The sequence below is a fragment of the Actinomadura sp. K4S16 genome, from assembly GCF_008327685.1.
In the GTDB taxonomy this organism is placed as follows: domain Bacteria; phylum Actinomycetota; class Actinomycetes; order Streptosporangiales; family Streptosporangiaceae; genus Spirillospora.
On record NZ_BDDE01000015.1, the window covers coordinates 363,954 to 386,320 of the forward strand.

Here is a 22,367-nt window from a genome sequence, read left to right on the forward strand (position 1 = left end):
TTGGACTCATCAATGGCTCCCTGGCGAGACTCCGGGGGTGGACAAGAACGCGCCGACAAGCGAGAACGAGAAGACGGCCGAGAGCCCGGCCGCACCCGAGGAGCGGACCCCGGCGGCCCTGCGGGCATGGCTGGGGGTCGCGGCGATCACGGCGAGCCTGTTCGCCTTCCTCACCACCGAGTTGATGCCCGTCGGCATCCTCACTCCGGTGAGCACCAGCCTGGGCGTCTCGGTCGGGGTCGCCGGGCTGATGGTCACCGTCTACGGCATCTCGGCCGGGCTGGGCGTGCCGTTCATCGTGGCGTGGACCAGGCGCGTCAACCGGCGCGTCCTGCTGTCGGCGCTGCTCGCGGTCCTGGCGGCGGGGAACCTGGTCACCGCCGTCTCCCCGAACTTTCCGCTGCTGCTGGCGACGCGGCTCGCCATGGGGTTCGCCAACGGGGTGTTCTGGGCCATCGGCGTGAGCATGGCGATGCGCCTCGTCCCGGAGCGCCACGCGAACAGGGCGGCCGCGGTGGTGATGTCCGGCATCTCGATCGCCGCGGTGGCGGGCATGCCGCTCGGGACGCTCCTCGAGGACCTCACCGGCTGGCGGACGACGTTCCTCATCTGGAGCGGCCTCAGCGCGCTGGTGCTCCTCACGGTCGCCGCCGTGATCCCGTCACTGCCGTCGCGGAACGCGGTGCCGGTCCGGGAGGTCTTCCTCCTGCCGGTCAGGAACGTGCCGCTCCGGACGGTGATGGTCACCGTCGTGCTGTTCGTGCTCGGCCACTTCGGCGCCTACACCTTCGTGCGGCCGTTCCTGGAGGGCGACGCGAACGCCTCCCCCGCGGCCATCACCGGGCTCCTGATGGCCTACGGCATCGGCGGCGCGGTCGGGAACTTCGTCGCCGGGCACACCGCGACCAGGCACCTGCGGGCCACCTTCGTCACCGCCTGCTCGGGGCTCGTGGCGTCCCTGCTGCTCCTGCTCGCGATCGGGCACTGGACGGCCGCGCCGGTCGTCCTGCTCGTCCTGTGGGGCGTGTCCTTCGGCGCCTGGCAGCTGTGCCAGGTCAACATGACGCTCGCCGCCGCGCCCGACACCTTCGAGGCCGCGATGTCGCTGAACACCATGGCCTACAACACCTCCATCGCGGTCGGCGCCCTGTTCGGCGGGCTGTTCGCCGACCATCTGGGGGTCAGGAGCGTCCTCTGGTTCGGGGCGGCGCTGACGGCGGCGTCGCTGCTCGTCACGCTCGCCGGCGTCCGCCGGGGCCGTCCCGCGTCAGCAGATGCGCGGTAGCGGGTCGCCGACGAGGAGGTCCACGATGCGGGTGCCGCCGAAGGCCGTCCGCAGCAGGACGAGGCCGGACGGGTCGTCGGTCACGCGGCCGATGACCGCGGCCTCCTCGCCGAGCGGGTGGGCCCGCAGCGCCGCCAGCGCGGCCTGCTCGCACTCGGGGGCGACCACGACCACGGCGCGGCCCTCGCACGCGACGTACATCGGGTCGATCCCGAGCAGCTCGCACGCGCCCCGGACGGCCGGCCGCACCGGGATCGCGTCCTCGTCCACCGCCACGGCCGCCCCGGCGTCCGACGCCAGCTCGTTGAGGACGGTCGCGACGCCGCCCCGGGTCGCGTCCCGCATCCGCCGGACGCCGCCCGGGCACGCGTCGGCCAGGTCGGCGAGCAGGCAGGTCAGCGGCGCGGTGTCCGACTCGACGTCGGCCTCGAAGTCGAGCTCGCCGCGGGCCAGCATGATCGTGACGCCGTGCTCCCCGATCGGCCCCGTCACCAGCACGGCGTCGCCGGGCCGGAGCTCCCCGGACAGCCGGGAGCGCACGACCCCCACGCCGCCGGTGTTGATGTAGCAGCCGTCGGCCTTCCCGCGCTCGACGACCTTGGTGTCCCCGGTGACGATGTCGACGCCCGCCGCGTCGGCCGCACGCCGCATCGACTCGGTGATGCGGCGCAGGTCGGCGACGGGGAAGCCCTCTTCGAGGATGAACCCGGCCGACAGGTGCAGCGGGCGCGCGCCGCAGACCGCGAGGTCGTTGACGGTCCCGTTGACGGCCAGGTCGCCGATGTCGCCGCCGGGGAAGAACAGCGGCGACACGACGTAGGAGTCGGTGGTGAAGGCGAGCTCGGCGCCGTTCACCGCGAACCGCGCCGAGTCGTCCAGCCGGTCCAGGAGCGGGTTGGCGAACGCCTCCCGGAACACCGCCTCGATCAGCGTGTGGGTGGCCTTGCCGCCGGAGCCGTGCGCGAGCGTGATGGCGTCCTCGCGCAGCCTGGCCTTGCGGCCCCGCGCGCGCTCGATCCGTTCCAGCACCTGCTCCTCGCGGACGGTCATCGAACTGTCTCCCTTACCTGGCCGGGGTTCTCCGGCTGCCTCGTCCGGCCGACCTCGATGATCCGCTCGCGGGTGAAGCGGCCGAAGTTGTAGTACGCGGCGCACGCGCCCTCGGACGAGACCATGCACGTGCCGATCGGCGTCTCCGGGGTGCAGGCGGTCCCGAAGACCTTGCACTCCCACGGCCTCAGGACGCCCTTGAGCACCTCGCTGCACTGGCACGCCTTCGGGTCGGCGACCCGGCCGCCCGGGATCTCGAAGATGCGCTCGGCGTCGAAGGCGGCGTACTCCTCCTTCATCCGGAGCGCGGAGTGCGAGATGAAGCCGAGGCCGCGCCACTCGAAGTACGGCCGCAGCTCCATGACCTTGGAGATCGCGTCCAGCGCCCTGGGGTTGCCGTCCCACGGGACGACCCGGCCGTACTGGTTCTCCACCTCCGAGCGGCCCTCGGCCAGCTGGACCAGCAGCATGTGCACGGCCTGCAGGATGTCCAGCGGCTCGAACCCGGCGACGACCAGGGGCTTGCCGTAGTCGCCGGTGATGAACGAGTAGGGCCGGCAGCCGATGACGGTCGACACGTGCCCCGGGCCGAGGAAGCCGTCCAGGCGCAGGTCCGGCGAATCGAGGATCGCCTTGATCGCCGGAAGGATCGTCACGTGGTTGCAGAACACCGAGAAGTTCTCGATGCCCGCCGCCGCCGCCCGCAGCACCGTCATGGCCGTGGACGGCGCGGTCGTCTCGAACCCGATGCCCATGAACACCACGCGCCGCGACGGGTTACGCTCGGCGATCCTCAGCGCGTCCAGCGGCGAGTACACCATCCGGATGTCGGCGCCGGCGGCCTTGGCGTCCAGGAACGACCCCTTGCCGCCCGGCACCCGCATCATGTCGCCGAACGACGTCATGATGACGTCCGGCTGGGACGCGATGTGGATCGCGTCGTCCACCCGCCCCATCGGGATCACGCACACCGGGCATCCCGGCCCGTGCACCAGCGAGATGGACTCGGGCAGGTAGTCCTCCAGGCCGTGCTTGTAGATGGTGTGCGTGTGGCCGCCGCACACCTCCATGAACTTGTAGTGCCGCCCGGGCTCGCACAGCGAGGCGATCGAGGCCGCGAGCGCCCGCGCCCGCTCCGAATCCCGGTACTCGTCGACGTAGCGCATCAGTCGATCCTCGATTCCCGCAGCGCGTCGATCTCGTCGTCATAGGCCTCGCCGAGGCCCTCCAGCAGCGCCAGCGTCGCCCGCGCCTCGGCCTCGTCGATCTTGGACATGGCGAACCCGACATGGATGAGGACCCAGTCGCCCGCGGCGAGCCGCTCCCCGTCCAGCAGGGCGGTGTTCACCGCCCGCCGGACGCCGGTCACGTCCACCTTCGCCACCGGGCGGTCCGGCATGATCTCCACGATCTCGCCCGGTATCGCCAGGCACATCAGAAAGCCTCCCCCGTCGATCCCTGCTGTGCGAGTTCGTGCTGGGTCAGTTCGTGCTGGGTCAGTTCCCAGAGGGCGTGGTAGACCGTCGTCTGCGCCTCCTGGATGCGGTGCACCGACGACGAGGGCACGGTGAACAGGTGGTGCAGGCCGGGCATCTCCGCCATCTGCCCCCCGGTGTATCCGGCGAGCCCGACCGTCACCATCCCGCGCCGCTCCGCCTCCCGCAGCGCGGCGATCAGGTTGTCGGAGTTCCCGCTGGTGGACAGCGCCAGCGCGATGTCGCCGGGACGCCCGAACGCGGCGAGCTGACGCGCGAACACCACCTCGAACCCGATGTCGTTGGACAGCGCGGTGACGACGGCGGCGTCGGTCGTGAGCGCCAGCGCCGGCAGCGGCCGCGCGGACCCGCCCGGGTGGAGGAACAGCGCCGCGACGTCCTGCGCGTCCGTCGAGCTGCCGCCGTTCCCGAACGCGAACAGCCGGCCGCCGGAGCGGAACGCGCCCGCCATCCGCGCGGCGCAGGCCGCGAGGTCCTCGCCGTACTCCTCCAGGACGGTCTCGCGCAGCCGGACGATGTCGCCGGCCTTCTCGCGCGTCGAGCGGCGCACGTCCTCCAGCAGGGTGTCCAGCCCCGAGCCGCCCGCGTACAGGAAGGGATAGAGCATGTCGGTCACGTCGCCACGACCCCGATCGCCTCCTTGGCGTGGACGAGCACGGTGTCGCCGACACCGGCGTCCACCAGTGCCACGCTGACCCGTTCGAGCCGCCCGCCGCCGACGTCGACGTCCGCGAGACCGCCGTCGAGGAGCCGCGCGACGACGACCGGGACGGCCTCGTCCGCGCAGGTCACGCAGTGGTCGCCCGTGCATCCGGTCACGCGGTCACCTCCTGGTCGAGCACGGCCGGCTGCTCCAGGAACACGTGGACCAGCTCCCACAGCACGTGGTACGCGGTGACGTGCACCTCCTTCACGACGCGCGGGTCGTCGGACGGCACGGTGACCAGGTGGTCGACCGCCCCGGCGAGCGCTCCGGGGTCCCCGCCCGCCAGCGCGACCGTCAGCATGCCGAGCTCCCGGGCGCACTCCAGGGCGCGCCGGACGCTGCCGCAGCGGCCGTCCGGCGAGATCCCGAGCGCGATGTCGTCCGGGCCGCCGAAGCAGCGGACCTGGTGCGCGAACACGTCGTCGAACCCGGCGTCGGCGCAGACGCCGGTGAGCGTCGCGACGTCGCCGGTGAGCGACAGCGCGGGCAGCGCCCGCTTGCCGACGATCACCGGGTGCACGAACTCGACCGCGACGTGCTGCGCGTCGGTGGCGGCGGCGCCGGTCCCGAAGGTGAGCAGGCGCCCCCCGCGGTGGAACCGGGCCGCCATCGCGTGGCAGGCGGCGGCGATGGCGCCCGCCGCGTCGGCGAGCGCGGCCGCCGGCTCCGCGCGCCGCCGGAACACCTCCGCCACGGCCGCGGTCATCGCCCGCCCCCCGCGGATGGCGGGGAGTGCCCGGCGCCGCGGGCGCGCAGCGACATCTCCACGGCGATGTCCCAGCGGTCCGACAGCTCGTGCGACATCGCGTGGGCGTCCTCGCACATCGCCGCCGCGACCGCCGCCGTCTCCCGGTCCCCGGCGCGCTCGGCGAACCGGCGCAGCGTCTCGCCCGCCGAGATCTGCAGGTGGACGGCGACGTAGGCGTCCCGCATGTGCCGCACGGGGTCGCGGTGGCCGCGCCCGACCCCGGCCTCCACCACCGACGCGAGCAGCGACCCCGCGTCGCGGGCGATGCTCGGCGACGCCCCGTGCGCGTGCAGCCGCGCCTCGACCGCCCTCGTGTACGCCCGGGACCGCTCGGCGTAGTGGCCGAGCGGCCGGGAGAGGTCCGGCTCGTCCGCCGCCGCGGTCAGCATCTCGCTCAGCGCGGCCTCGGCGTGCTCCTGGAGCGCGTGCGCCTCCTTCAGCTGGCCGACGAGGCGCCGCTCGATCGACGTCATGAGCGTCCGCTCCGCGTCCCCGATCACATCGACTCGGCTTTGAGGTACCGGCGCAGCCCCGGAAGCTCCCTGACGACCAGCACGACCGCGCCGACCGCGACCAGCGCGAGCATCACCCGGGCCCCGCCCGCGCCGATGCAGAACCCCTTCTTGATCTCCACTCTCCGTCCGTTCGCCTTCATCTCCCCGCTCCCTCCTGCGCGAGTTCCTGCGTGAATTCCTCCGCGAGCAGCCGCTCGACCAGCGCGGCGGCCTCCCCGACCGCCGCCTCGACCGGCGCGCTGAGCCGCATCTCCCAGGTGGCGTCCGTGGTCCGCGCCGCCGGCTCGCACGCCACGAGCAGGATGCGCGGCGGGACCGGGCCGTTGTCCCTGGCCAGCCGCAGCACCTGCGCCGGGTCGAGGCCGTGCGCGTCCACCGCGACGCCGCCGAAGTCGTCCGGGCCGGGCTCGACCAGCGACACGGTGCCCGGCGGGTGGCCGCGCTCGGCGGCGTCGACCAGGACCGCCGCCCCGTAGCCGTCGCCGAGCGCGTACATCAGGTCGATGCCGCGGATGCCGAAGTCGACGACGTCCACGCCGGGCGGCAGCGGCCGCGTCTCCAGCCGCCGGACGACCTCCACGCCGAACCCGTCGTCGCCGTGGAACACGTTGCCGATCCCCGCGACGAGGACCCTGCGGTCCGGCGCCTCCCCGGGCAGCGGCTCGACCTCGTCCGGCCGGACGAAGAAGCGGTGCCCGAGCTGGTTGCGGGGGCCGAGGTCGCGGCCCGGGTCGTCGTCCAGCGCGACGACCAGGTGCACCCCGCCCTCCATGTCCTCCTCGACGCGCTCGACGACGGCGGTGCGCCCGACGAGCGCCAGGTCGAAGATGTCGGCGCCCCCGCGGGGACGCAGCCTGACCCGGCTCCCGGGTGCCGTCTCCCGCCCGCCCGTGCCCATCTCTCCCCCGCTCACCACACGTCCTTCCGCGGATCCCGCAACGTCCCGTGCAGCGCCAGCAGCTCACCGGACGACAGCGCGTCGCACCGCTCCAGGATCCGCCGCGCCTTCGGATCGGTCGCCGCCATCTCCCGCCGCTCGTCCTCGGTGAGGCTGAGCACGCTGAGGATCAGCAGCCGGTCGATCTCCGTCCCGTCGAACAGGTCGCCGGGGCTCTCCGGCGCCACCTGCGGCCAGTCGTAGAGGACGATCGGCGCCGCGAGCACGGTGTCGTGGCCGCCCGGCTCGCCCGCGAGCACCGGCCACAGCCCGTCCTTGCCGCACTCCGCCGCCGCCTGCGCGAGCCGCTCCGGCGGGTCGGTGAGCGAGACGAACGCGCCGCCGCCGGTGTGCGCCACGACGTGCGCGCACAGCATCCCGGCCCGCACGGCGTCCTCGCGCTCGTCGGCGGCGCCGGTGTTGACGACCTCCACGCGCAGCCGCACCGCGCCGTCCCCGGCGGGCACGGCCGAGACCTCGACCCGTCCGTCCACCCGCTCCCACGACCGGACGAACCGCACCCCGCCGCCTCCGCACGGCCCCCTGCCGTTCACGGCCTCCTCTTCGCTGCCCGCCGCGACCTCGACGGGGACCTGGACGGGGGCGCGCACGAGGCGCTCGACCGCGACCGGCCCGCTGGTGAGTTCGCGTTCTCGGGCCTCCTGCCAGGTGGTGCAGATCTCGTTCCCGACGCGGATCTCGTCCACCGGGGCGTCGCCGTTCATCACCTGGCGGTGCACCGCGTGCAGGAAGCGCAGCGTGACCTCGACCTCCGCGCCGGGGCCCGCCTCCATGAGGAACTCGGCGTGGACCGTCCAGCGGTCGCTGTTCCGCTCGGCGTAGCCGCGCGGGTAGACGCCGCCGATCGTCCAGCGCTGGCGGTTCTTCAGGGCCGACCGGCGGTACGGCCAGAGGAGGTACCCCTCGTAGAGGACGGTGTCCGCGATGGCCCTTACGCGGTCCACTCTTCCTCCTCACGTCGGCTCTCGGCGTGCCGCAGCAGCTCGTCGACCGTGTCGTCGAACGAGGAGTGCGCGCGGCGGGCCCGGTAGGCCGACAGGCGGCCGAAGCAGTCGTCGTCCAGGCGCAGCCAGCGGGCGGTGCCGTAGTAGCGGCCCATCAGGTCCCGCCACGCCTGGAGGGGCAGGTCGCCGGTGGCCTCGTGGTGCCACGGGATCTGCATGGTGCGCAGCCTGCCGTCCTCGCCGGGGTAGAACACCGTGCCGTTGAAGGTCAGGTCGAGCGGGACGTCGCCGCCGCCGAGCGCGTGCAGGTAGCGGTCGGCCGCCACCTGCATGTCGTGCCCGCACGGCAGGGACAGCGCCACCTCGGTTTCCCCGCGGAACGTCGGCACGGTGGCGCCGACGCGCGCCCAGGTCAGGCCGTGCAGCGACCGGTCCCACATCTCCGGCGGGCCGAACACCCCGGCGAGCCGGTCGCGCTCGGCGTCGTCGTAGCCGCGGCGCGCCGCCGCGATCGTCACCGTCGTGGTGAGCAGGACGCACTGCACGGGCCCGCCGTCCAGCCGCCGCAGCCCGACCCGCAGGCTCAGCGTCGGCGTAGCCGCGTACGCCTCCGCCTCGATCCCGAGCAGATCGAGCCCGAGCTCCGGTGTCGAACTCATGCTCCGCCTCCCCGAGGGGGGACGCCCCCCCACGCCCCCCGCTTCGCTTCGCTCATGCCCTGCTCCTTCGAGGGGGGGCGACCCCCCACGCCCCCCGGTTCGCTTCGCTCATGCCGGAGACAAATTCGGCATCGAGTCGAGGATCGGGCCGCGGGCCGCCGGGTTGATCCCCGTCGAGCGGGCCGCGGTGGACGTGCCGTCGGGCAGGTGCCCGACCTGCTTGTCGTAGTTGCCCGTCGCGTTGCCCTCGTGGACGCCCCTCGTGTGCGAGGGCTTGTCGGGCGAGACGTCGGGCTTCCCCACCTTGATCATCGTGTTCTCCTCTTCTCCTCGGTGCCTGCCTGCGCCGCCTTCCCACCGGCCGCCCTCAACTCCGCGAAGAACGCGCCGATGCGCTCCCAGACCGCGTCGCCGCCGGTGAAGCCCGTCCAGTGCTCGCGCAGCAGGGCGGTGAGCCGGTAGCAGTCGTCGATCGGGAGGATCCAGTGCTCGGCCGCGCCCCGCGCCCGGTGCACGACGAGCGCCTCCACGTCCGGGCGCAGCTCCGCCAGGACGGGGTTGGCGTCGGCCACGCGCCGCCAGTTCTCCGCGTGCACGGCCGCGCGCAGCGCGCCGGCCGGGCTCGGGTAGCGGGCGGTGACCTCGCCCAGCTCCGAGACGGAGAAGAAGGCCAGGTCGACGGGGATGCCGAGGCCCGCCCACAGCGGGCCGTCCAGCCGGAAGCCGGTCAGTTCGCGCCGCCGGTCCGGGACGAGCCGGTAGTGCCGCCCGCCCGCCGCCCGGCCGTCGAACAGCAGGGTGCACGCCCCGCACGCGCACAGCAGCTCGCCCTTGTCCAGGTCGAGCAGGTGCCGGTGCGCGCCGCGCACGGGTTCGGCGCACAGGTCGCACTGCTCCTCGGCCTCGGCCGCCGGCGGCGGGAGCGGCGGCGCCGAGGCCAGCGCCGCCAGCCTCGGCGTGGACAGCGCGGGCGTCATGCGCGGCTCCGCACCTGGTCCAGGGTGATCAGCACCTTCTCCGGCGCGGGCGCCTCGATCTCGACCCGCTCCAGTTCCGGCGCCGCGGCCAGGGCCGCCCGCTCCACGGCGTCCAGCACCGGGCGGGGCGCGGCGGCGCGCCCCTCGGTCGCGACCTTCAGCCGCACCGCCGCCCCGTCGATCCCGGCGAACTCCACCGACGTGCGGTGCTTGCCGAGGAACCCCTCCAGCGCGGCGAGCGCCCGCCCGACCCGCGCCTCCGGCGTCTCCGGGTGCAGGCCGTGCATGGCCAGCAGGTGGCCGACCAGCTCGTCGCCGGCGAGGGCGGAGGCGTCCGCGGTGAGCCGCACGATCCGGTCGAGGGCCTCCCCGTACAGCTCCACCAGCGCCTGGACGGCCTGGTGCGCCGCCGGGTCGAGGCCGTCGAGCAGCCCCTCCAGGCGCCGGACGTGCTCCCGCACGCGCTCGTCGTCCCAGCCCATCAGTGCTCTTCCTGGGCGCCGAACATCGGGGAGTGCCGCTTCTCGATCGTCCGGCCGTTGCCGACGTACATGTGCACGCCGCACGGCAGGCACGGGTCGAAGCTGCGGACGGTCCGCATGATGTCGATGCCCTTGAAGTCGTCCGGGCCGTTCTCCTCGAAGATCGGCTGGCCCTGGACGGCGTCCTCGTACGGGCCGGGCGTGCCGTAGGAGTCGCGCGGGCTGGCGTTCCACGGCGTCGGCGGGTACGGGTGGTAGTTGGCGATCTTGCCGTCGCGGATGACGAGGTGGTGCGACAGCACGCCGCGCACGGCCTCGTGGAACCCGCAGCCGATCGCCTCGTCCGGGACGTCGAAGTCGGTGAACACCTTCGTCCGCCCGCCCCTGACCTCGTCGAGGGCCTTCTCGGCGAAGTACAGCGCCATCCCCGCCGCGTAGGCGATGAAGTAGGCGCGGGCCCGGTCGCGCTCGATCGTGTTGGCGTACTGCGGCGGCTTCCACTCCAGGTTGACCTCCGGCATGCCGGGCGTCTTCGGCAGGTCGATCTGGACGCTGTGCCCGGTGGAGCGGACGTACGGGGTGTCCACCTCGCCGGCCAGCGCGGTCGCCCACAGCCGGGCGAGCGGCCCGCCGCCGGTGTCGAGGGCGAGGTGGTCGCCGGTCTCGGGGTGGCGCCAGCGCGGGCTCATCACCCAGCTGTACTTGCCGCCGTCGAGGTCGCGCTTCTGCGGGTTCGGCAGCGTCGTCTGGTTCCACGGGTGCCGCTGGTCGATCGGGTTGCCGAGCGGGTCCTCCTTGACGAAGGTCTCCTCGTTGACCCAGTCGTCGTAGTAGGAGCTGCCCAGCAGGATCCGCATGCCGAGGTTGATGTCGACCAGGTCCGTCGTGAGGAGCTCCCCGTCCACGACGATGCCCGGGGTGACGTAGGCGGCCCGCCCCCACTCGGACATGTGCCGGTAGTCGTAGTCGCAGACGTCCGGGTTCTGGAAGGCGCTCCAGCAGCCGAGCAGCGTCCGCCGCCGGCCGACCTGGTCGTAGCCGGGCAGCGCCTCCAGGAAGAAGTCGAAGATGTCGTCGTTCATCGCGACGGCCCGCTTGACGAAGTCGAGGCAGCGCGTCAGCCGGACGAGGTAGTCGGTGAACACCTGCGGCGTCGCGACCGTCCCCACGCCGCCCGGATACAGCGTCGACGGGTGGACGTGGCGCCCCTCCATCAGGCAGATCATCTCGCGGGTGATGCGGCTGAGCTGGAGGGCCTCCTTGTAGACCGAGCCCTCGAACGGGTTGAACGCCGTCATGATGTCGGCGATCTTGCGGAACCCGTGCACGGAGCCGCGCGGCGCGTCGGTGTTCTTCGCCGTCGCCAGCAGGCTCGGGTTCGTCTCGGCGACCATCCGCTCGCAGAAGTCGACGAAGACCAGGTTGTCCTGGAAGAGCGTGTGGTCGAACATGTACTCGGCGGCCTCGCCGAGGTTGATGATCCAGTCGGCGAGCGGCGGGGGCTTTATCCCGTACGCCATGTTCTGTGCGTAGATAGAGCAGGTCGCGTGGTTGTCGCCGCAGATGCCGCAGATCCGGCTCGTGATGAAGTGCGAGTCGCGCGGGTCCTTGCCCTTCATGAACACGCTGTAGCCGCGGAAGATGGACGAGGTGCTCCGGCACTCGGCCACCTGCCCGTTCGCGAAATCGATCTTGGTGTAGATGCCGAGGTTGCCGACGATCCGGGTGATCGGGTCGAACGCCACCTCCACGAGGCCCGCCTGCGTGGCCGCCCGTTCGCCGCGCGCCGCCGTCCCCTGCTTCATGACTCGCCCCGCTTCATCGCTCGCCCCTGTTCCGCGGCCCGTCCGCCGTCCCCGGCGCGGCCGTCCTCCGCTCGTGTCTTTCCTGGTCGGGCCGTGCCGCCGCCGGCCCGGCGGCGGTACGGCCGCCGCTCACTGGTGCGGCCAGCGGGGCTGGTAGCCGCTGGTCAGCCGCTCCCGGTTGTGGCGCCACTTCGGCTCCCGGTTCGCGCCCCTGTTGGTGATCGACCGCATCGTCCGGATGAACGGCCCGTAGGACCTCAGCAGCGTGGTGGACAGGCTCGCCCCGGGCGGCTCGTCCATGAACGGCATGAACTTGTCCGGGAAGCCGGGCATCGTGCAGCCGATGCAGATGCCGCCCACGTTGGGGCAGCCGCCGACGCCGTCCATCCAGCCGCGCTTGGTGACGTTGCAGTTCACCACCGGGCCCCAGCAGCCGATCTTGACCTGGCACTTCGGCGAGTTGTAGTCGCGCGCGAAGTCGGCCTGCTCGTAGTAGGCGGCGCGGTCGCAGCCCTCGTGGACGGTCTTGCCGAACAGCCACGTCGGCCGCAGCTTCTCGTCCAGCGGGATGACCGGCGCCAGCCCGGCCGCCTGGTGCAGCACCCAGAGCAGCGTCTCCATGAAGTTGTCCGGCTGGACCGGGCAGCCCGGCACGTTCACGATCGGCAGCCCGCCCGCGGAGCGGAAGTCCCAGCCGAGGTAGTCGGCGAGGCCCATGCATCCGGTCGGGTTGCCCGCCATCGCGTGGATGCCGCCGTAGGTCGCGCAGGTCCCGGCCGCGACGACCGCCCACGCCTTCGGCGCGAGCCGGTCGATCCACTCGTTCAGCGTGATCGGCTCGCCGGTCTCCGGGTCGTTGCCCATCGACGTCCAGTAGCCGTCCCCGTTGATGTTCTCGTTCGGGATCGAGCCCTCGACGACGAGGACGAACGGCGACAGCTCGCCGCGCGCGGCCTGGCGGAACGCCTCCATGAACTCGTCGCCGTTCTCGTAGGCCAGCACCTTGTTGTGCAGGTGGACCTTCGGCAGGCCCGGTATCGCGCCGAGGACGACGTCCTCGATGCTCGGCAGCGAGGCCGCGGTCACCGAGACCGTGTCCCCGTCGCAGCTCATTCCCTCGGACGTCCACAGAATGTGGATCTCGTCCGTCAGCGGCTCCGCCGGAGCGACGCTCGTCATCGCTTCCCCCCTCGACCGGCTGCGGTCATCACCTCTTGCGGTTGCCCTGCGGGAACGGCGCGAAACACCGCCCGAAAAGCGCCTCAACCCCTTTCCTCGGTTCGGTAAACACACCGTTTGAACTGGGGAGATCGGGGCAGCAGAACGGCGGTGGGGCAATGGAAGCGGGCCGGGAGGACGCGTGCACGAATTGGCCGTCACGGAGAGCGTCATAGCGGCAATTTCCACCCAATTGCCCGATTCGCGGGTGGTGGTGGTCCACCTCGAAATAGGGAGACTTTCCGGAGTCATGCCGGACGCGGTGCGTTTCTGCTTCGAACTGGCCGGCGAGGGGACGTGCGTCGAGGGCGCGCGGCTCGACATCACCGAGCCGGAGGGCGTCGGCGACTGCACCGCCTGCGGGGCCTCGTTCCCCGCGCGCGATCCGCTCGCGGTGTGCCCGTGCGGCAGTGCCGACGTGGTCATCAGCGGCGGCGCCGACCTGACGATCAAGGCGGTGGAGGTCGCCGACGATGTGTGAGAACTGCGGCTGCGACGGCGAGGACGCCGCGCGCCTGACGACCCTGACGGCCCCCGGGCACGTCCACGGCGAAACCGCCGGGCACGTCCACGGGCACGTCCACGATCTCGTACACGACCTGGAGGACGACCTCGGGGAGGAGGAGGGGCACGTCGTGCCGCTGGGCCGCAGGGTGCTGGCCCGCAACGACGAGCTGGCCGGCCGGAACCGGGCGTGGCTGGCCGAACGCGGCATCGTCGCGCTCAACGTGATGAGCTCCCCCGGTTCGGGGAAGACCACGCTGCTGGAGCGCACGGTCGCCGACCTGAGCCGCGACCGTCCGATCTCGGTGATCGAGGGCGACCAGGAGACGCTGCTGGACGCGCGGCGCCTCACCGCGGCCGGGGCCCGGACCGTCCAGGTCAACACGGGCGCCGGCTGCCATCTCGACGCCGGGATGGTGGCCGGGGCGCTGGCCGCGCTGGCCCCGCCGGACGGCTCCACGGTGTTCGTCGAGAACGTCGGCAACCTCGTCTGCCCGGCGCTGTTCGACCTCGGCGAGCGGGCCCGCGTCGTGCTCATGTCCGTCACCGAGGGCGACGACAAGCCGCTGAAGTACCCGCACATGTTCCGCGGCGCGGACGTCCTGCTGGTCAACAAGACCGACCTGCTGCCGTACGTCGACTTCGACATGGACGCCTGCCGGGACGCGGCCCGCCGGCTGTGCCCCGGGCTGCGCGTGCTGCCCGTCTCGGCGACCCGCGGCGACGGCCTGGACGCCTGGTACGACTGGCTCGCCGAGACGGCGTCCGGCGCCTGACCGCGCTTGACCGCGCTTGACCTGGAGCGCGCTCCAGCACCTAGCGTTCCTCGCGTTCGCCTAACGAGGAGCACGCATGCAGTACCGCAAGCTCGGCCGTACCGGCGTCGAGGTCAGCACCCAGACCCTCGGTGCGATGATGTTCGGCGCCGTCGGCAACCCCGACCACGGCGAGTCCGAGCGGATCGTCCACCGGGCGCTGGACGCCGGCATCAACTTCATCGACACCGCCGACATGTACTCCACCGGGGAGAGCGAGAAGATCGTCGGGAAGGCCCTCAAGGGCCGCCGCGACGACGTCGTCCTCGCGACCAAGTTCTTCTTCCCGCTCGACGACGACGCGCGCAACGCCCGGGGCGGCTCCCGGCGCTACATCGTCCGTGCCGTGGAGGACAGCCTGCGCCGCCTCGGCACCGACCGCATCGACCTGTACCAGATGCACCGCCGCGACTGGGAGACCGACCTCGAGGAGACGCTCGACGCCCTGACCGACCTCGTCCGCCAGGGCAAGGTGCTGTACGTCGGGTCGTCCTCCTTCCCCGCCGACTGGATCGTCGAGGCGCAGTGGGCCGCCGAGCGCCGGGGCGGCGTCCGGTTCGTCTGCGAGCAGCCGCAGTACTCGATCTTCGCCCGGTCGATCGAGGAGTCCATGCTGCCCGCGGCGCGGCGGCACGGGATGGGCGTCATCCCGTGGAGCCCGCTCGCCGGCGGCTGGCTCACCGGCAAGTACCGGCGCGGCGAGCAGGCCCCCGAGGGCGCCCGCTTCGCCCCCTCGGACAGCCCGGTGTGGCGGGGCCGCACCGTCGACACCGACCCCAGCACCTCCGCGCGCTACGACGCCGTGGAGCGGCTCACCAAGATCGCCGAGCAGGCGGGCCTCTCGCTGACCCACCTGTCCCTCGGGTTCGTCGCCGAGCACCCGGCCATCACCTCGACGATCATCGGCCCGAAGACGATGGCGCAGCTGGAGGACCTGCTCGCCGCCGCCGACGTCCGGCTCGACGCGGCCACCCTCGACGCCATCGACGAGGTCGTCCCGCCCGGCACCGACATGGCCGGCATCAGGCACATGACCGGCAACCCGTCCCTGGAGCCGGCCCACCGCCGCCGGTCGTGAACGCAAGGCCCCGGCCCCGGCGTGACCGCGCCGGGGCCGGACCGTCCCGTCAGCGGATCAGCGGGTCGCGGGGCAGGCCGAGGATGCGCTCGGCGATCTGGTTGCGGGTGATCTCGGAGGTGCCGCCCGCGATGGAGATGCCGCGCGACCCGAGGCGCATCAGGCCCGCGAACTGGCCGAGCCCCTCGTTGAACGCGGTCTCGGGGCCGGCGAACTCGGCGAGGAGCGCCGCGGTGGCGTGGCCGTGCTCGGCGAGGACGAGCTTGGTGATGTTCCCCTCGGGGCCCGGCTCACCGCCCGCGACGGCGCGCTCGGCCGAGCGGAGGTTGAGCAGCCGGAGGGCCTGCTCCTCGGCCGCGTACGCGCCGACCCGCTCGGCCGCCGCCGGGACGCGGGCACCGCGCTCGGTGTAGAGCCGGAACACGTCGGGTCCGGGCGGGCCTCCGACGCCGCCGCCGATGCTGACCCGCTCGTTGCCGAGGGTGGCGCGGGCGACCGACCAGCCCTTGTTCGGCTCCCCCACGACGTCGGCGTCGGGGACGAAGACGTCGGAGAAGAACACCTCGTTGAAGTCGGAGGCGCCGGTCGTCTGGCGCAGCGGCCGGACCTCCACGCCGGGGTGGTGCATGTCGATGACGACCATCGTGACGCCGGAGTGCTTCGGCGCGTCCGGGTCGGTGCGGACGGTCGCGAAGCCCCAGCGGCAGTACTGGGCGCCGCTCGTCCACACCTTCTGGCCGTTGACGAGCCAGCCGCCGTCCACCTTGACGGCGCGGGTCTTGACGGCCGCGGCGTCCGATCCGGCGTCGGGCTCGCTGAACAGCTGGCACCAGACCTCCTCGCCGGTGAGCGCCGGACGCACCCACCGGTCGATCTGGTCCTGCGTCCCGTGCTGGACGAGTGTGAGGATCACCCAGCCGGTGATGCCGAGCTGCGGGCGCTTCACACCTGCGGCGCGGAACTCGTCCTCGATGACGAGCTGGAGCCCGGCGCTCGCCTCCACGCCCCAGGGGCGCGGCCAATGCGGCTGGACGTAGCCGGTCTCGATGAGCCTCTCGCGCTGCTCGGCCTTGGGCAGCGCGGCGATCTCCCGGGCAAGCTCGCGGATCTCCGCGCGCCGCGCCTCCGCCTCGGGCGGCAGGTCGAGGCTCGTCTCCCGGACGACCCCGGCCACCCGCAGCCGGGTCACGTCGCGCTCCGCCGCGTGCGGGTCGCCGACGGCCTCCAGCGTCGCGGCCCGGCGCAGCAGCAGGTGGGCGTCGTGCTCCCAGGTGAAGCCGATCCCGCCGTGGACCTGGATGTTCAGGCCCGCGTTGGAGGTGAAGGCGGGCAGGGCGAGCGCCGCCGCGACGGCCGCGGCCAGCTCGAACTGGTCGGCCGGACCGGACGCGGCCCGCGCCGCGTCCCACACCGCGGCCGTGGCCAGCTCCGCGGCGACGAGCATGTTCGCGCAGTGGTGCTTGACGGCCTGGAACGTCGCGATCGGCCGCCCGAACTGCCGGCGCACCTTGGCGTACGCGGTGGCCGCGTCGACGCATTCCAGCGCGCCCCCGACGGCCTCCGCGGACATCAGCGTCCGGGCCACGGCGGTCGCGTGCGCGCGGGCCCCGGGGAGGACCTCCACGGCGGCGCCGTCGAGCCGGACGCGCGCGGAGCGGCGGGCCGGGTCCAGGTTCTCGGGCACCTCGACGGTGACGCCCGGTGCGTCCGCCCGCACGACCACCATGTCGTCCCCGGCGGGCAGGACGAGCAGCTCCGCGAGGCCGCCGCCCAGCACGACGCCCGCGTCCCCGGTGGCGGCGCCGCCGCTCACGGTGAGCGCCCCGTCCAGGCCGAGGGCCGCCGGGGTCGCGCCCGACGCGAGGCCGGGCAGCAGCCGGGCCCGCGGTTCCTCGTCCTCCGCCGCGGCGAGCACGGCGGACGCGATCATCGTCGGCAGCATCGGGCCCGGCGCGGCGGCGCGGCCGAGCTCCTCGGCGACCACGACGAGCTCCGGGAGGCCCGCTCCCCCGCCGCCGTGCTCCTCGGGAAGGTGCAGGCCGAGCAGCCCCAGTGCGGCGAACCCCGTCCAGAAGGCGGGCAGGGTCTCCTGCTCCGCGTCCAGCAGCGCGCGGTTCGCCGCCCGCGCCTTCTGGTCGCGCAGGAACGCGCGCGCCGTCCGTGCCAGCTCGCGGTGTTCGTCGCCGATCGCGATCGCCATGGCCCCTCCAAGTTCTGCGTCCAGAACACCAGAATGTCATTCGGTTGCCGTCCGGGGCGAGGGTGGGCGCCGAAATCAGGCGATGGCCTCGACCTCTTCGCGGGACAGCTCCGGGTCGGGCGCGGCCGGCGCGGTGGAGGCGACCGGCGCCGCCGCGCCCGCCGCCACCCGGGCCCGCGCCTGGCGGAACTCCGGCAGCGGCCCGGTGGCGTCGTGCAGGGCGTTGAGGGCGACCCACAGCGTCGTCCGGCGCAGCCGCAGCGCCACCGGGTTCGGCGGCCGGTAGAGGGCGAGCTTCCGCGCCCACTCCGGCAGCATGTCGCGGGCCGCCCAGTCCATGAACGGGCTGCCGGGCTCCCACGGCTTGGCCTTGCTGTCGCGCAGGTTGGGCCCGGTCCCGAACGCCTTGATCGGGGTGAGGGCGAGGCGCGGCAGGTAGGACTCCAGGCACTCGGCGACCTCCGCCTTGGTGGCGGGAAGGTCCGTGCCGCCCAGCGCCTCGCCGACGCGGACGAACTCGCGGTAGTAGCGCTCCAGGCCGTCGCCCTTGAGGGGGCGGCGGTGGTAGCGCTCGTGCGCGGTCGCCAGCCCCCACACGACGGTGGCGTAGTTCCAGCGCAGCCAGTCGGGGTCGTCGGCGTCGTAGGGCAGCCCGTCCGGACGGGTGCCCTTCACCGTGTGGTGCATGGCGCGGACGGTCCGGGCGAGGCGCTCGGCCGTCGCGGTGGAGCCGTAGGCCGTCCCGATGAAGAACGACAGGGAGTGCCCGAGCCGCACCGCCGCGCCCTCGGGGTCGATGCCGCCGGTCGGGACGCCGTCGACGCGCTCGGGGATGCGGGAGTGGTCGTAGGCCATCCAGCTGATGCTCGGGTCCAGGCCCTCGATGTAGGCGGCCCCGACCAGCCCGAGCAGCAGGGTCGGCAGGTGCGAGTGGACGTACCAGACCGCGCTGCCGGGCCCGAACCAGCCGGGGTCGCCCTCCGGCCCGGCGAACTCCAGGCCGCGGAAGAACCTGGAGCGGATATCGGTGTCGAAGGCCCGCTCGAACCGCGCCGCGATGATGTTGGTCCTCGATGGCATGCCGCAACTCCCGGCCCATTCTGGTGACAGGTGTATCCAGAGTAAGTGTTTGGGTACAACCGTGTCCAGACTTCCGGGGCGCGCGGCGGCGCGGGGGTAGGGTGACCGGCATGGCGAGCACGCGCACGGCCGCGTCCACACGGTGGGCCGGGGTCCCCGCGAGCAGGCGCCGCGACGAGCGGCGCGCCATGCTCGTCCGGGCCGCGTTCCGGCTGTTCGGCGAGGAGGGCGAGGCGGCCCTCACCGTCCGCGCCGTCTGCCGCGAGGCCGAGCTGCACACGCGCTACTTCTACGAGAACTTCCCCGACACCGGCGCGCTGCTCGCCGCCGTCTACGACCGGGAGGCCGCCTCGCTCGCCGAGGTCCTGGCCCGCGCCCTGGAGGAGGCGGGCCCACACCCGGACGTCCGCACGCGCGCGGGCATCCGCGCCGTGCTGAGCTTCATCAGCGAGGACCCCCGCCGCGGACGCGTACTGTTCGCCGAGGCGCGCGGCCACGAGGTGCTGGCCGAGCGCCGCCGCGCCGCGCAGACCGCCCTGCTGGAGGGCGTCCTCGCGATGAGCCGCACCGAGAGCCCGCGGCTCCCCGTCGTCGTCGGCGCGACGATGTTCACCGGCGCGATGACCGAGCTGGCCCAGCAGTGGGCCGACGGACGGCTGGGCGACGACCTCGACGCCGTCGTCGACAGCGCCGTCGAACTCTCCCTCGCCCTGCACGCCACGACCGCCCCCCACCTCCCCGGCGAGTGAGCCCCCGCCGGGTCAGCGGCGGTGCTTGCGCAGTTCCGACGTGAGTTCGGTGGAGAACCGCTCGGCGTCCGACAGGCGGGTGCGGAGCTTCTCGCAGCGCTCCTCGACCAGGGCGCGGTAGAGGGCGAGGCGCTTGGCGAGGTCGGCCCGCGTCGCCTCGTCGGCGTCGCCGGAGCGGAGTTCGTCCAGGACGGTCAGCAGGTCGCGCATCTCTTCGAGGGTGAAGTCGAGCGGCTTCATCCGCTTGATGACCAGCAGGCGCGCGACGTCCTCGTCCGTGTAGAGGCGGAACCCGCCCTGCGAGCGCGCCGTGGGGACCGCGAGGCCGACCTCTTCGTAGTGGCGGATGGTGCGCAGGCTCAGACCGGTCCGGTCCGCGACCTCGCCGATCTGCATCTGCCGGCCGTCCGTCGGCTTCCTCCCCACGCCGGCCCGCCTCACCGCTCGGTGCGGGCGACGTAGACGGTGTTGGCTGAAGTACCCCCTTGGATGGGGTTCGAGAACTCCACGACGTGCGCCTCCGCCTCGGCGAACACCTCACCGAGCACGGCGCTGAAGCCGTCGTCGGGGGCTTCGTTCGACCAGAGGGCAAAGATGCCGCCGGGGTGGAGCCGCTCGGCCATGCGACCCAGCGCCGGGGGCCGGTAGAACGAGGCGTGGGCCGGGTCGAGGACGTGGCTCGGCGAATGGTCGATGTCGAGCAGGATCGCGTGGAAGCGGGCTTCCGGATTGCGCGGGTCCAGCCCGTCCGGGGAAGGGGCCATGGCGAAGAAGTCACCCTGGACCAGGCGGCAGCGCTCGTCGCCCGCCAGCCGTTCGCCCAGCGGCACCAGCCCTGCCTGATGCCATTCGATGACCTCGGCAAGGGCCTCCACCACGACGAGCGAACGCACGCGGGGATCGTCCAGCGCGGCCTGGGCGGTGTAGCCGAGACCGAGCCCGCCCACGGCGACGTCGAGCGCGTCACCCACCGCCGCGGCCAGGCCGAGGCGGGCGAGCTCGGTCTCGCCCTCCGTCCACAGGCTCGACATCAGGAAGTCGTCATCGAGTTTGATCTCGTAGACATCGACGCCGGCGGCAGGATCGCGGCGCCGCCGCAGGCTGACGGCGCCCATGGGCGTCGGACGCCAGTCGAGTTCTTCGAACCGTGCGCCCATGGGGTTCACATCCTCGTGGTCCTGCGGCGTCCGGCCGGCCGTCCGGTCGGCTCTGCGGGCGCGGCGACAGCCGTGCAAGCCATCTCCGCCGACCCGCCCACCTCGAACTCTAACGTAAGGTTAGATTGTTCCGGGACGGTCTCGGACGTACGAGCGGCCGTGGCGGACCGGACGCGTCCGGCCGGGCCCGGCGAGGCGGAGCACGGGAGAGGAGCGCGGTGAGCGCCGGAATCGGGACGGCGGAGGACGTCGCGGCGGAGGCGGCGCGGCGCCGGACGTTCGCGGTGATCAGTCATCCGGACGCGGGCAAGTCCACGCTGACCGAGGCCCTCGCGCTGCACGCGCAGGCGATCGAGCAGGCGGGCGCGGTGCACGGCAAGGCCGGCCGGCGGGGCGTCCGGTCCGACTGGATGGACATGGAGCGCTCGCGCGGGATCTCCATCACCTCCTCGGTGCTGCGGTTCGAGTTCGGCGGCGCCCTGCTGAACCTGCTCGACACCCCGGGCCACGCCGACTTCTCCGAGGACACCTACCGCGTGCTCGCCGCCGTGGACGGGGCGATCATGCTGCTGGACTCGGCCAAGGGCCTGGAGGCGCAGACGCTCAAGCTCTTCGACGTGTGCCGGCACCGCGGCATCCCCGTCATCACCTTCGTCAACAAGTGGGACCGGCCGGGCCGCGAGCCGCTGGAGCTGCTGGACGAGGTCGAGCAGCGCATCGGCCTGCGCCCGGCGCCGCTGAACTGGCCGGTCGGGATCGCCGGCGACTTCCGCGGCCTGATCGACCGCGCCGACGGCTCCTTCACGCGGTTCCGCCGCACCCCCGGCGGCGCCACCCGCGCGGCCGCCGAGCACGTCCCGGCCGACCGGGCCGCCGCCGAGGAGGGCCAGGCGTGGACGACCGCGAACGAGGAGCTGGCGCTGCTGGAGGAGATCGGCGCCACCCTTGACATGGACGCCTTCGCCGCCGGCGTCTGCACCCCGGTGCTGTTCGGGGCCGCATTGCCCAACTTCGGCGTGAGCGCGCTGCTGGACACCGTCCGCCGGCTGGCGCCCGCGCCGTCCGCGCGCACCGACTCCGAAGGCCGCGAGCGCCCGGTGTCGGCGCCGTTCTCCGGGCAGGTGTTCAAGGTGCAGGCGGGCATGGACAAGGCACACCGCGACCGGCTGGCCTTCATCCGGGTCTGCTCGGGCCGCTTCGAGCGCGGCATGACCCTCACCCACGCCCCGACCGGGCGTCCGCTGGCCACCAAGTACGCCCAGACGGTCTTCGGCCGCGACCGCTCCACCCTGGACGCCGCCTACCCCGGGGACGTGATCGGCCTGCCGAACGCCTCCGGCCTGACCGTGGGCGACACCCTGTACACCAAGACCCCCGTGGCCTTCCCGCCGATCCCGGCGTTCGCCCCCGAGCACTTCATGGTGGCGCGGGTCAAGGACAACAGCCGCGCCAAGCAGTTCCGCCGCGGCATCGACCAGATCGACAGTGAGGGCGTCGTCCAGGTGCTGCGCAGCGACCTGCGCGGCGACCAGGCCCCCGTGCTCGCCGCGGTCGGGCCGCTGCAATTCGACGTGGTGACCGCGCGGATGGCCGACGAGTTCGGCGCGCCGGTCGAGCTGACCCGCCTCGACTACACCACCGCCCGCGTCACCGACAAGGAGTCCGCCGAGACGCTCGCCGGGCGCCGCGGCGTCGAGGTGCTCACCCGCACCCTCGACGGCTCGTACGTCGCGGTCTTCGTCGACAAGTGGCGGGTGCGCGCCATCGAACGCGAGCACCCCGACGTCACCCTCACCCCCATGCTGGCCGCCGGCGTCCTGGACTGACCCGCCCGCGAGGGGTGTGACGCTCGTCCCTGCCGGCTGCCCGGCGCCTCCCGGCGGCACCGGAAACTCTCCCCTTACGTTAGGGTAGTGAACGAGCCGCGGCCTGACCGCCCGC

26 protein-coding genes are annotated in these 22,367 nt (G+C 73.2%); 6 read left to right on the forward strand and 20 right to left on the reverse strand.

What is annotated here, in order from left to right; genetic code table 11:
- Positions 1–37: 37 nt before the first annotated feature.
- Entirely contained in the window at positions 38–1,285 is a 1,248-nt protein-coding gene (locus K4S16_RS22820) for an MFS transporter (protein WP_235036994.1), read from the forward strand.
- On the opposite strand, the gene hypE is transcribed toward K4S16_RS22820, so the two are convergent.
- From hypE to K4S16_RS22895, 16 genes are all read right to left on the reverse strand, one after another.
- Complete coding sequence (gene hypE / locus K4S16_RS22825; RefSeq protein WP_149261027.1) at positions 1,268–2,335, reverse strand: hydrogenase expression/formation protein HypE; 1,068 nt, start codon at positions 2,333–2,335, stop codon at positions 1,268–1,270. The two genes, K4S16_RS22820 and hypE, sit on opposite strands and share 18 nt — an antisense overlap.
- Complete coding sequence (hypD, locus tag K4S16_RS22830) at positions 2,332–3,501, reverse strand: hydrogenase formation protein HypD (protein WP_149261028.1); 1,170 nt, start codon at positions 3,499–3,501, stop codon at positions 2,332–2,334. Before hypD ends, hypE begins: the two co-directional genes overlap by 4 nt.
- On the reverse strand, positions 3,501–3,770 hold the full coding sequence (locus K4S16_RS22835; protein ID WP_149261029.1) for a HypC/HybG/HupF family hydrogenase formation chaperone: 270 nt from the start codon (positions 3,768–3,770) through the stop codon (positions 3,501–3,503). Before K4S16_RS22835 ends, hypD begins: the two co-directional genes overlap by 1 nt.
- A complete protein-coding gene (locus K4S16_RS22840; RefSeq protein WP_149261030.1) occupies positions 3,770–4,438 on the reverse strand; it encodes an SIS domain-containing protein in 669 nt (222 codons plus the stop codon). The genes K4S16_RS22835 and K4S16_RS22840 overlap by 1 nt, the downstream gene beginning before the upstream one ends.
- Positions 4,439–4,443: 5 nt before the next feature.
- Entirely contained in the window at positions 4,444–4,650 is a 207-nt protein-coding gene (locus K4S16_RS22845) for a HypC/HybG/HupF family hydrogenase formation chaperone (RefSeq protein ID WP_160160995.1), read from the reverse strand.
- A complete protein-coding gene (locus K4S16_RS22850; protein WP_149261031.1) occupies positions 4,647–5,243 on the reverse strand; it encodes an SIS domain-containing protein in 597 nt (198 codons plus the stop codon). Before K4S16_RS22850 ends, K4S16_RS22845 begins: the two co-directional genes overlap by 4 nt.
- Entirely contained in the window at positions 5,240–5,758 is a 519-nt protein-coding gene (locus tag K4S16_RS22855) for a DUF892 family protein (protein WP_149261032.1), read from the reverse strand. The genes K4S16_RS22850 and K4S16_RS22855 overlap by 4 nt, the downstream gene beginning before the upstream one ends.
- A gap of 23 nt (positions 5,759–5,781) precedes the next feature.
- The gene (locus K4S16_RS44425; protein ID WP_160160996.1) at positions 5,782–5,940 is read right to left on the reverse strand and encodes a DUF6893 family small protein; all 159 of its coding nucleotides are present in this window, start codon (positions 5,938–5,940) and stop codon (positions 5,782–5,784) included.
- Positions 5,937–6,713: a hydrogenase maturation protease gene (locus tag K4S16_RS22860; protein ID WP_235036995.1), complete on the reverse strand. Its 777-nt coding sequence runs from the start codon at positions 6,711–6,713 to the stop codon at positions 5,937–5,939. The genes K4S16_RS44425 and K4S16_RS22860 overlap by 4 nt, the downstream gene beginning before the upstream one ends.
- Positions 6,710–7,702: a hypothetical protein gene (locus tag K4S16_RS22865; protein ID WP_149261033.1), complete on the reverse strand. Its 993-nt coding sequence runs from the start codon at positions 7,700–7,702 to the stop codon at positions 6,710–6,712. The genes K4S16_RS22860 and K4S16_RS22865 overlap by 4 nt, the downstream gene beginning before the upstream one ends.
- Positions 7,690–8,361 carry a DUF6084 family protein gene (locus tag K4S16_RS22870; protein WP_149261034.1) on the reverse strand — a complete coding sequence of 224 codons (672 nt, stop codon included), beginning with the start codon at positions 8,359–8,361 and terminating at the stop codon, positions 7,690–7,692. Before K4S16_RS22870 ends, K4S16_RS22865 begins: the two co-directional genes overlap by 13 nt.
- A gap of 108 nt (positions 8,362–8,469) precedes the next feature.
- Positions 8,470–8,673 carry a hypothetical protein gene (locus K4S16_RS22875; RefSeq protein ID WP_149261035.1) on the reverse strand — a complete coding sequence of 68 codons (204 nt, stop codon included), beginning with the start codon at positions 8,671–8,673 and terminating at the stop codon, positions 8,470–8,472.
- Positions 8,670–9,338, reverse strand: a complete 669-nt coding sequence (locus K4S16_RS22880) for a DUF5947 family protein (RefSeq protein ID WP_149261036.1) — start codon at positions 9,336–9,338, stop codon at positions 8,670–8,672. The genes K4S16_RS22875 and K4S16_RS22880 overlap by 4 nt, the downstream gene beginning before the upstream one ends.
- Complete coding sequence (locus tag K4S16_RS22885; RefSeq protein WP_149261037.1) at positions 9,335–9,820, reverse strand: hypothetical protein; 486 nt, start codon at positions 9,818–9,820, stop codon at positions 9,335–9,337. The genes K4S16_RS22880 and K4S16_RS22885 overlap by 4 nt, the downstream gene beginning before the upstream one ends.
- Positions 9,820–11,625, reverse strand: a complete 1,806-nt coding sequence (locus K4S16_RS22890) for a nickel-dependent hydrogenase large subunit (protein WP_149261038.1) — start codon at positions 11,623–11,625, stop codon at positions 9,820–9,822. The genes K4S16_RS22885 and K4S16_RS22890 overlap by 1 nt, the downstream gene beginning before the upstream one ends.
- Before the next feature lie 129 nt (positions 11,626–11,754).
- Positions 11,755–12,804 (reverse strand): hydrogenase expression protein HypE, encoded by a 1,050-nt coding sequence (locus K4S16_RS22895; protein ID WP_149261039.1) that lies wholly within the window; start codon positions 12,802–12,804, stop codon positions 11,755–11,757.
- Positions 12,805–12,985: 181 nt separating this feature from the next.
- Between K4S16_RS22895 and K4S16_RS22900 the strand changes: the two genes are divergently transcribed.
- The 3 genes from K4S16_RS22900 (at position 12,986) to K4S16_RS22910 (ending at position 15,240) form a co-directional block, all read left to right on the forward strand.
- Positions 12,986–13,324 carry a hydrogenase maturation nickel metallochaperone HypA gene (locus K4S16_RS22900; protein WP_149261040.1) on the forward strand — a complete coding sequence of 113 codons (339 nt, stop codon included), beginning with the start codon at positions 12,986–12,988 and terminating at the stop codon, positions 13,322–13,324.
- Positions 13,317–14,123: a hydrogenase nickel incorporation protein HypB gene (gene hypB / locus K4S16_RS22905; RefSeq protein WP_149261041.1), complete on the forward strand. Its 807-nt coding sequence runs from the start codon at positions 13,317–13,319 to the stop codon at positions 14,121–14,123. Before K4S16_RS22900 ends, hypB begins: the two co-directional genes overlap by 8 nt.
- 76 nt (positions 14,124–14,199) lie before the next feature.
- On the forward strand, positions 14,200–15,240 hold the full coding sequence (locus K4S16_RS22910) for an aldo/keto reductase (protein ID WP_149261042.1): 1,041 nt from the start codon (positions 14,200–14,202) through the stop codon (positions 15,238–15,240).
- A 49-nt stretch (positions 15,241–15,289) separates the two neighbouring features.
- On the opposite strand, the gene K4S16_RS22915 is transcribed toward K4S16_RS22910, so the two are convergent.
- Together K4S16_RS22915 and K4S16_RS22920 are read right to left on the reverse strand one after the other, a co-directional pair.
- Complete coding sequence (locus tag K4S16_RS22915; protein ID WP_149261043.1) at positions 15,290–17,440, reverse strand: acyl-CoA dehydrogenase; 2,151 nt, start codon at positions 17,438–17,440, stop codon at positions 15,290–15,292.
- A gap of 75 nt (positions 17,441–17,515) precedes the next feature.
- The gene (locus K4S16_RS22920; protein WP_149261044.1) at positions 17,516–18,520 is read right to left on the reverse strand and encodes an oxygenase MpaB family protein; all 1,005 of its coding nucleotides are present in this window, start codon (positions 18,518–18,520) and stop codon (positions 17,516–17,518) included.
- Between the two features lie 110 nt (positions 18,521–18,630).
- On the opposite strand from K4S16_RS22920, the gene K4S16_RS22925 reads away from it, so the two are divergent.
- On the forward strand, positions 18,631–19,269 hold the full coding sequence (locus K4S16_RS22925; protein WP_149261045.1) for a TetR/AcrR family transcriptional regulator: 639 nt from the start codon (positions 18,631–18,633) through the stop codon (positions 19,267–19,269).
- Between the two features lie 12 nt (positions 19,270–19,281).
- Here the strand turns inward: K4S16_RS22925 and K4S16_RS22930 are convergent, their stop codons facing one another.
- Both K4S16_RS22930 and K4S16_RS22935 read right to left on the reverse strand, forming a co-directional pair.
- Positions 19,282–19,665, reverse strand: a complete 384-nt coding sequence (locus K4S16_RS22930; protein ID WP_149261252.1) for a MerR family transcriptional regulator — start codon at positions 19,663–19,665, stop codon at positions 19,282–19,284.
- 41 nt (positions 19,666–19,706) lie between these two features.
- Positions 19,707–20,426 carry a spermidine synthase gene (locus K4S16_RS22935; RefSeq protein WP_149261046.1) on the reverse strand — a complete coding sequence of 240 codons (720 nt, stop codon included), beginning with the start codon at positions 20,424–20,426 and terminating at the stop codon, positions 19,707–19,709.
- Between the two features lie 218 nt (positions 20,427–20,644).
- On the opposite strand from K4S16_RS22935, the gene K4S16_RS22940 reads away from it, so the two are divergent.
- Positions 20,645–22,252: a peptide chain release factor 3 gene (locus K4S16_RS22940; RefSeq protein ID WP_149261047.1), complete on the forward strand. Its 1,608-nt coding sequence runs from the start codon at positions 20,645–20,647 to the stop codon at positions 22,250–22,252.
- The last annotated feature ends 115 nt before the right edge of the window (positions 22,253–22,367 follow it).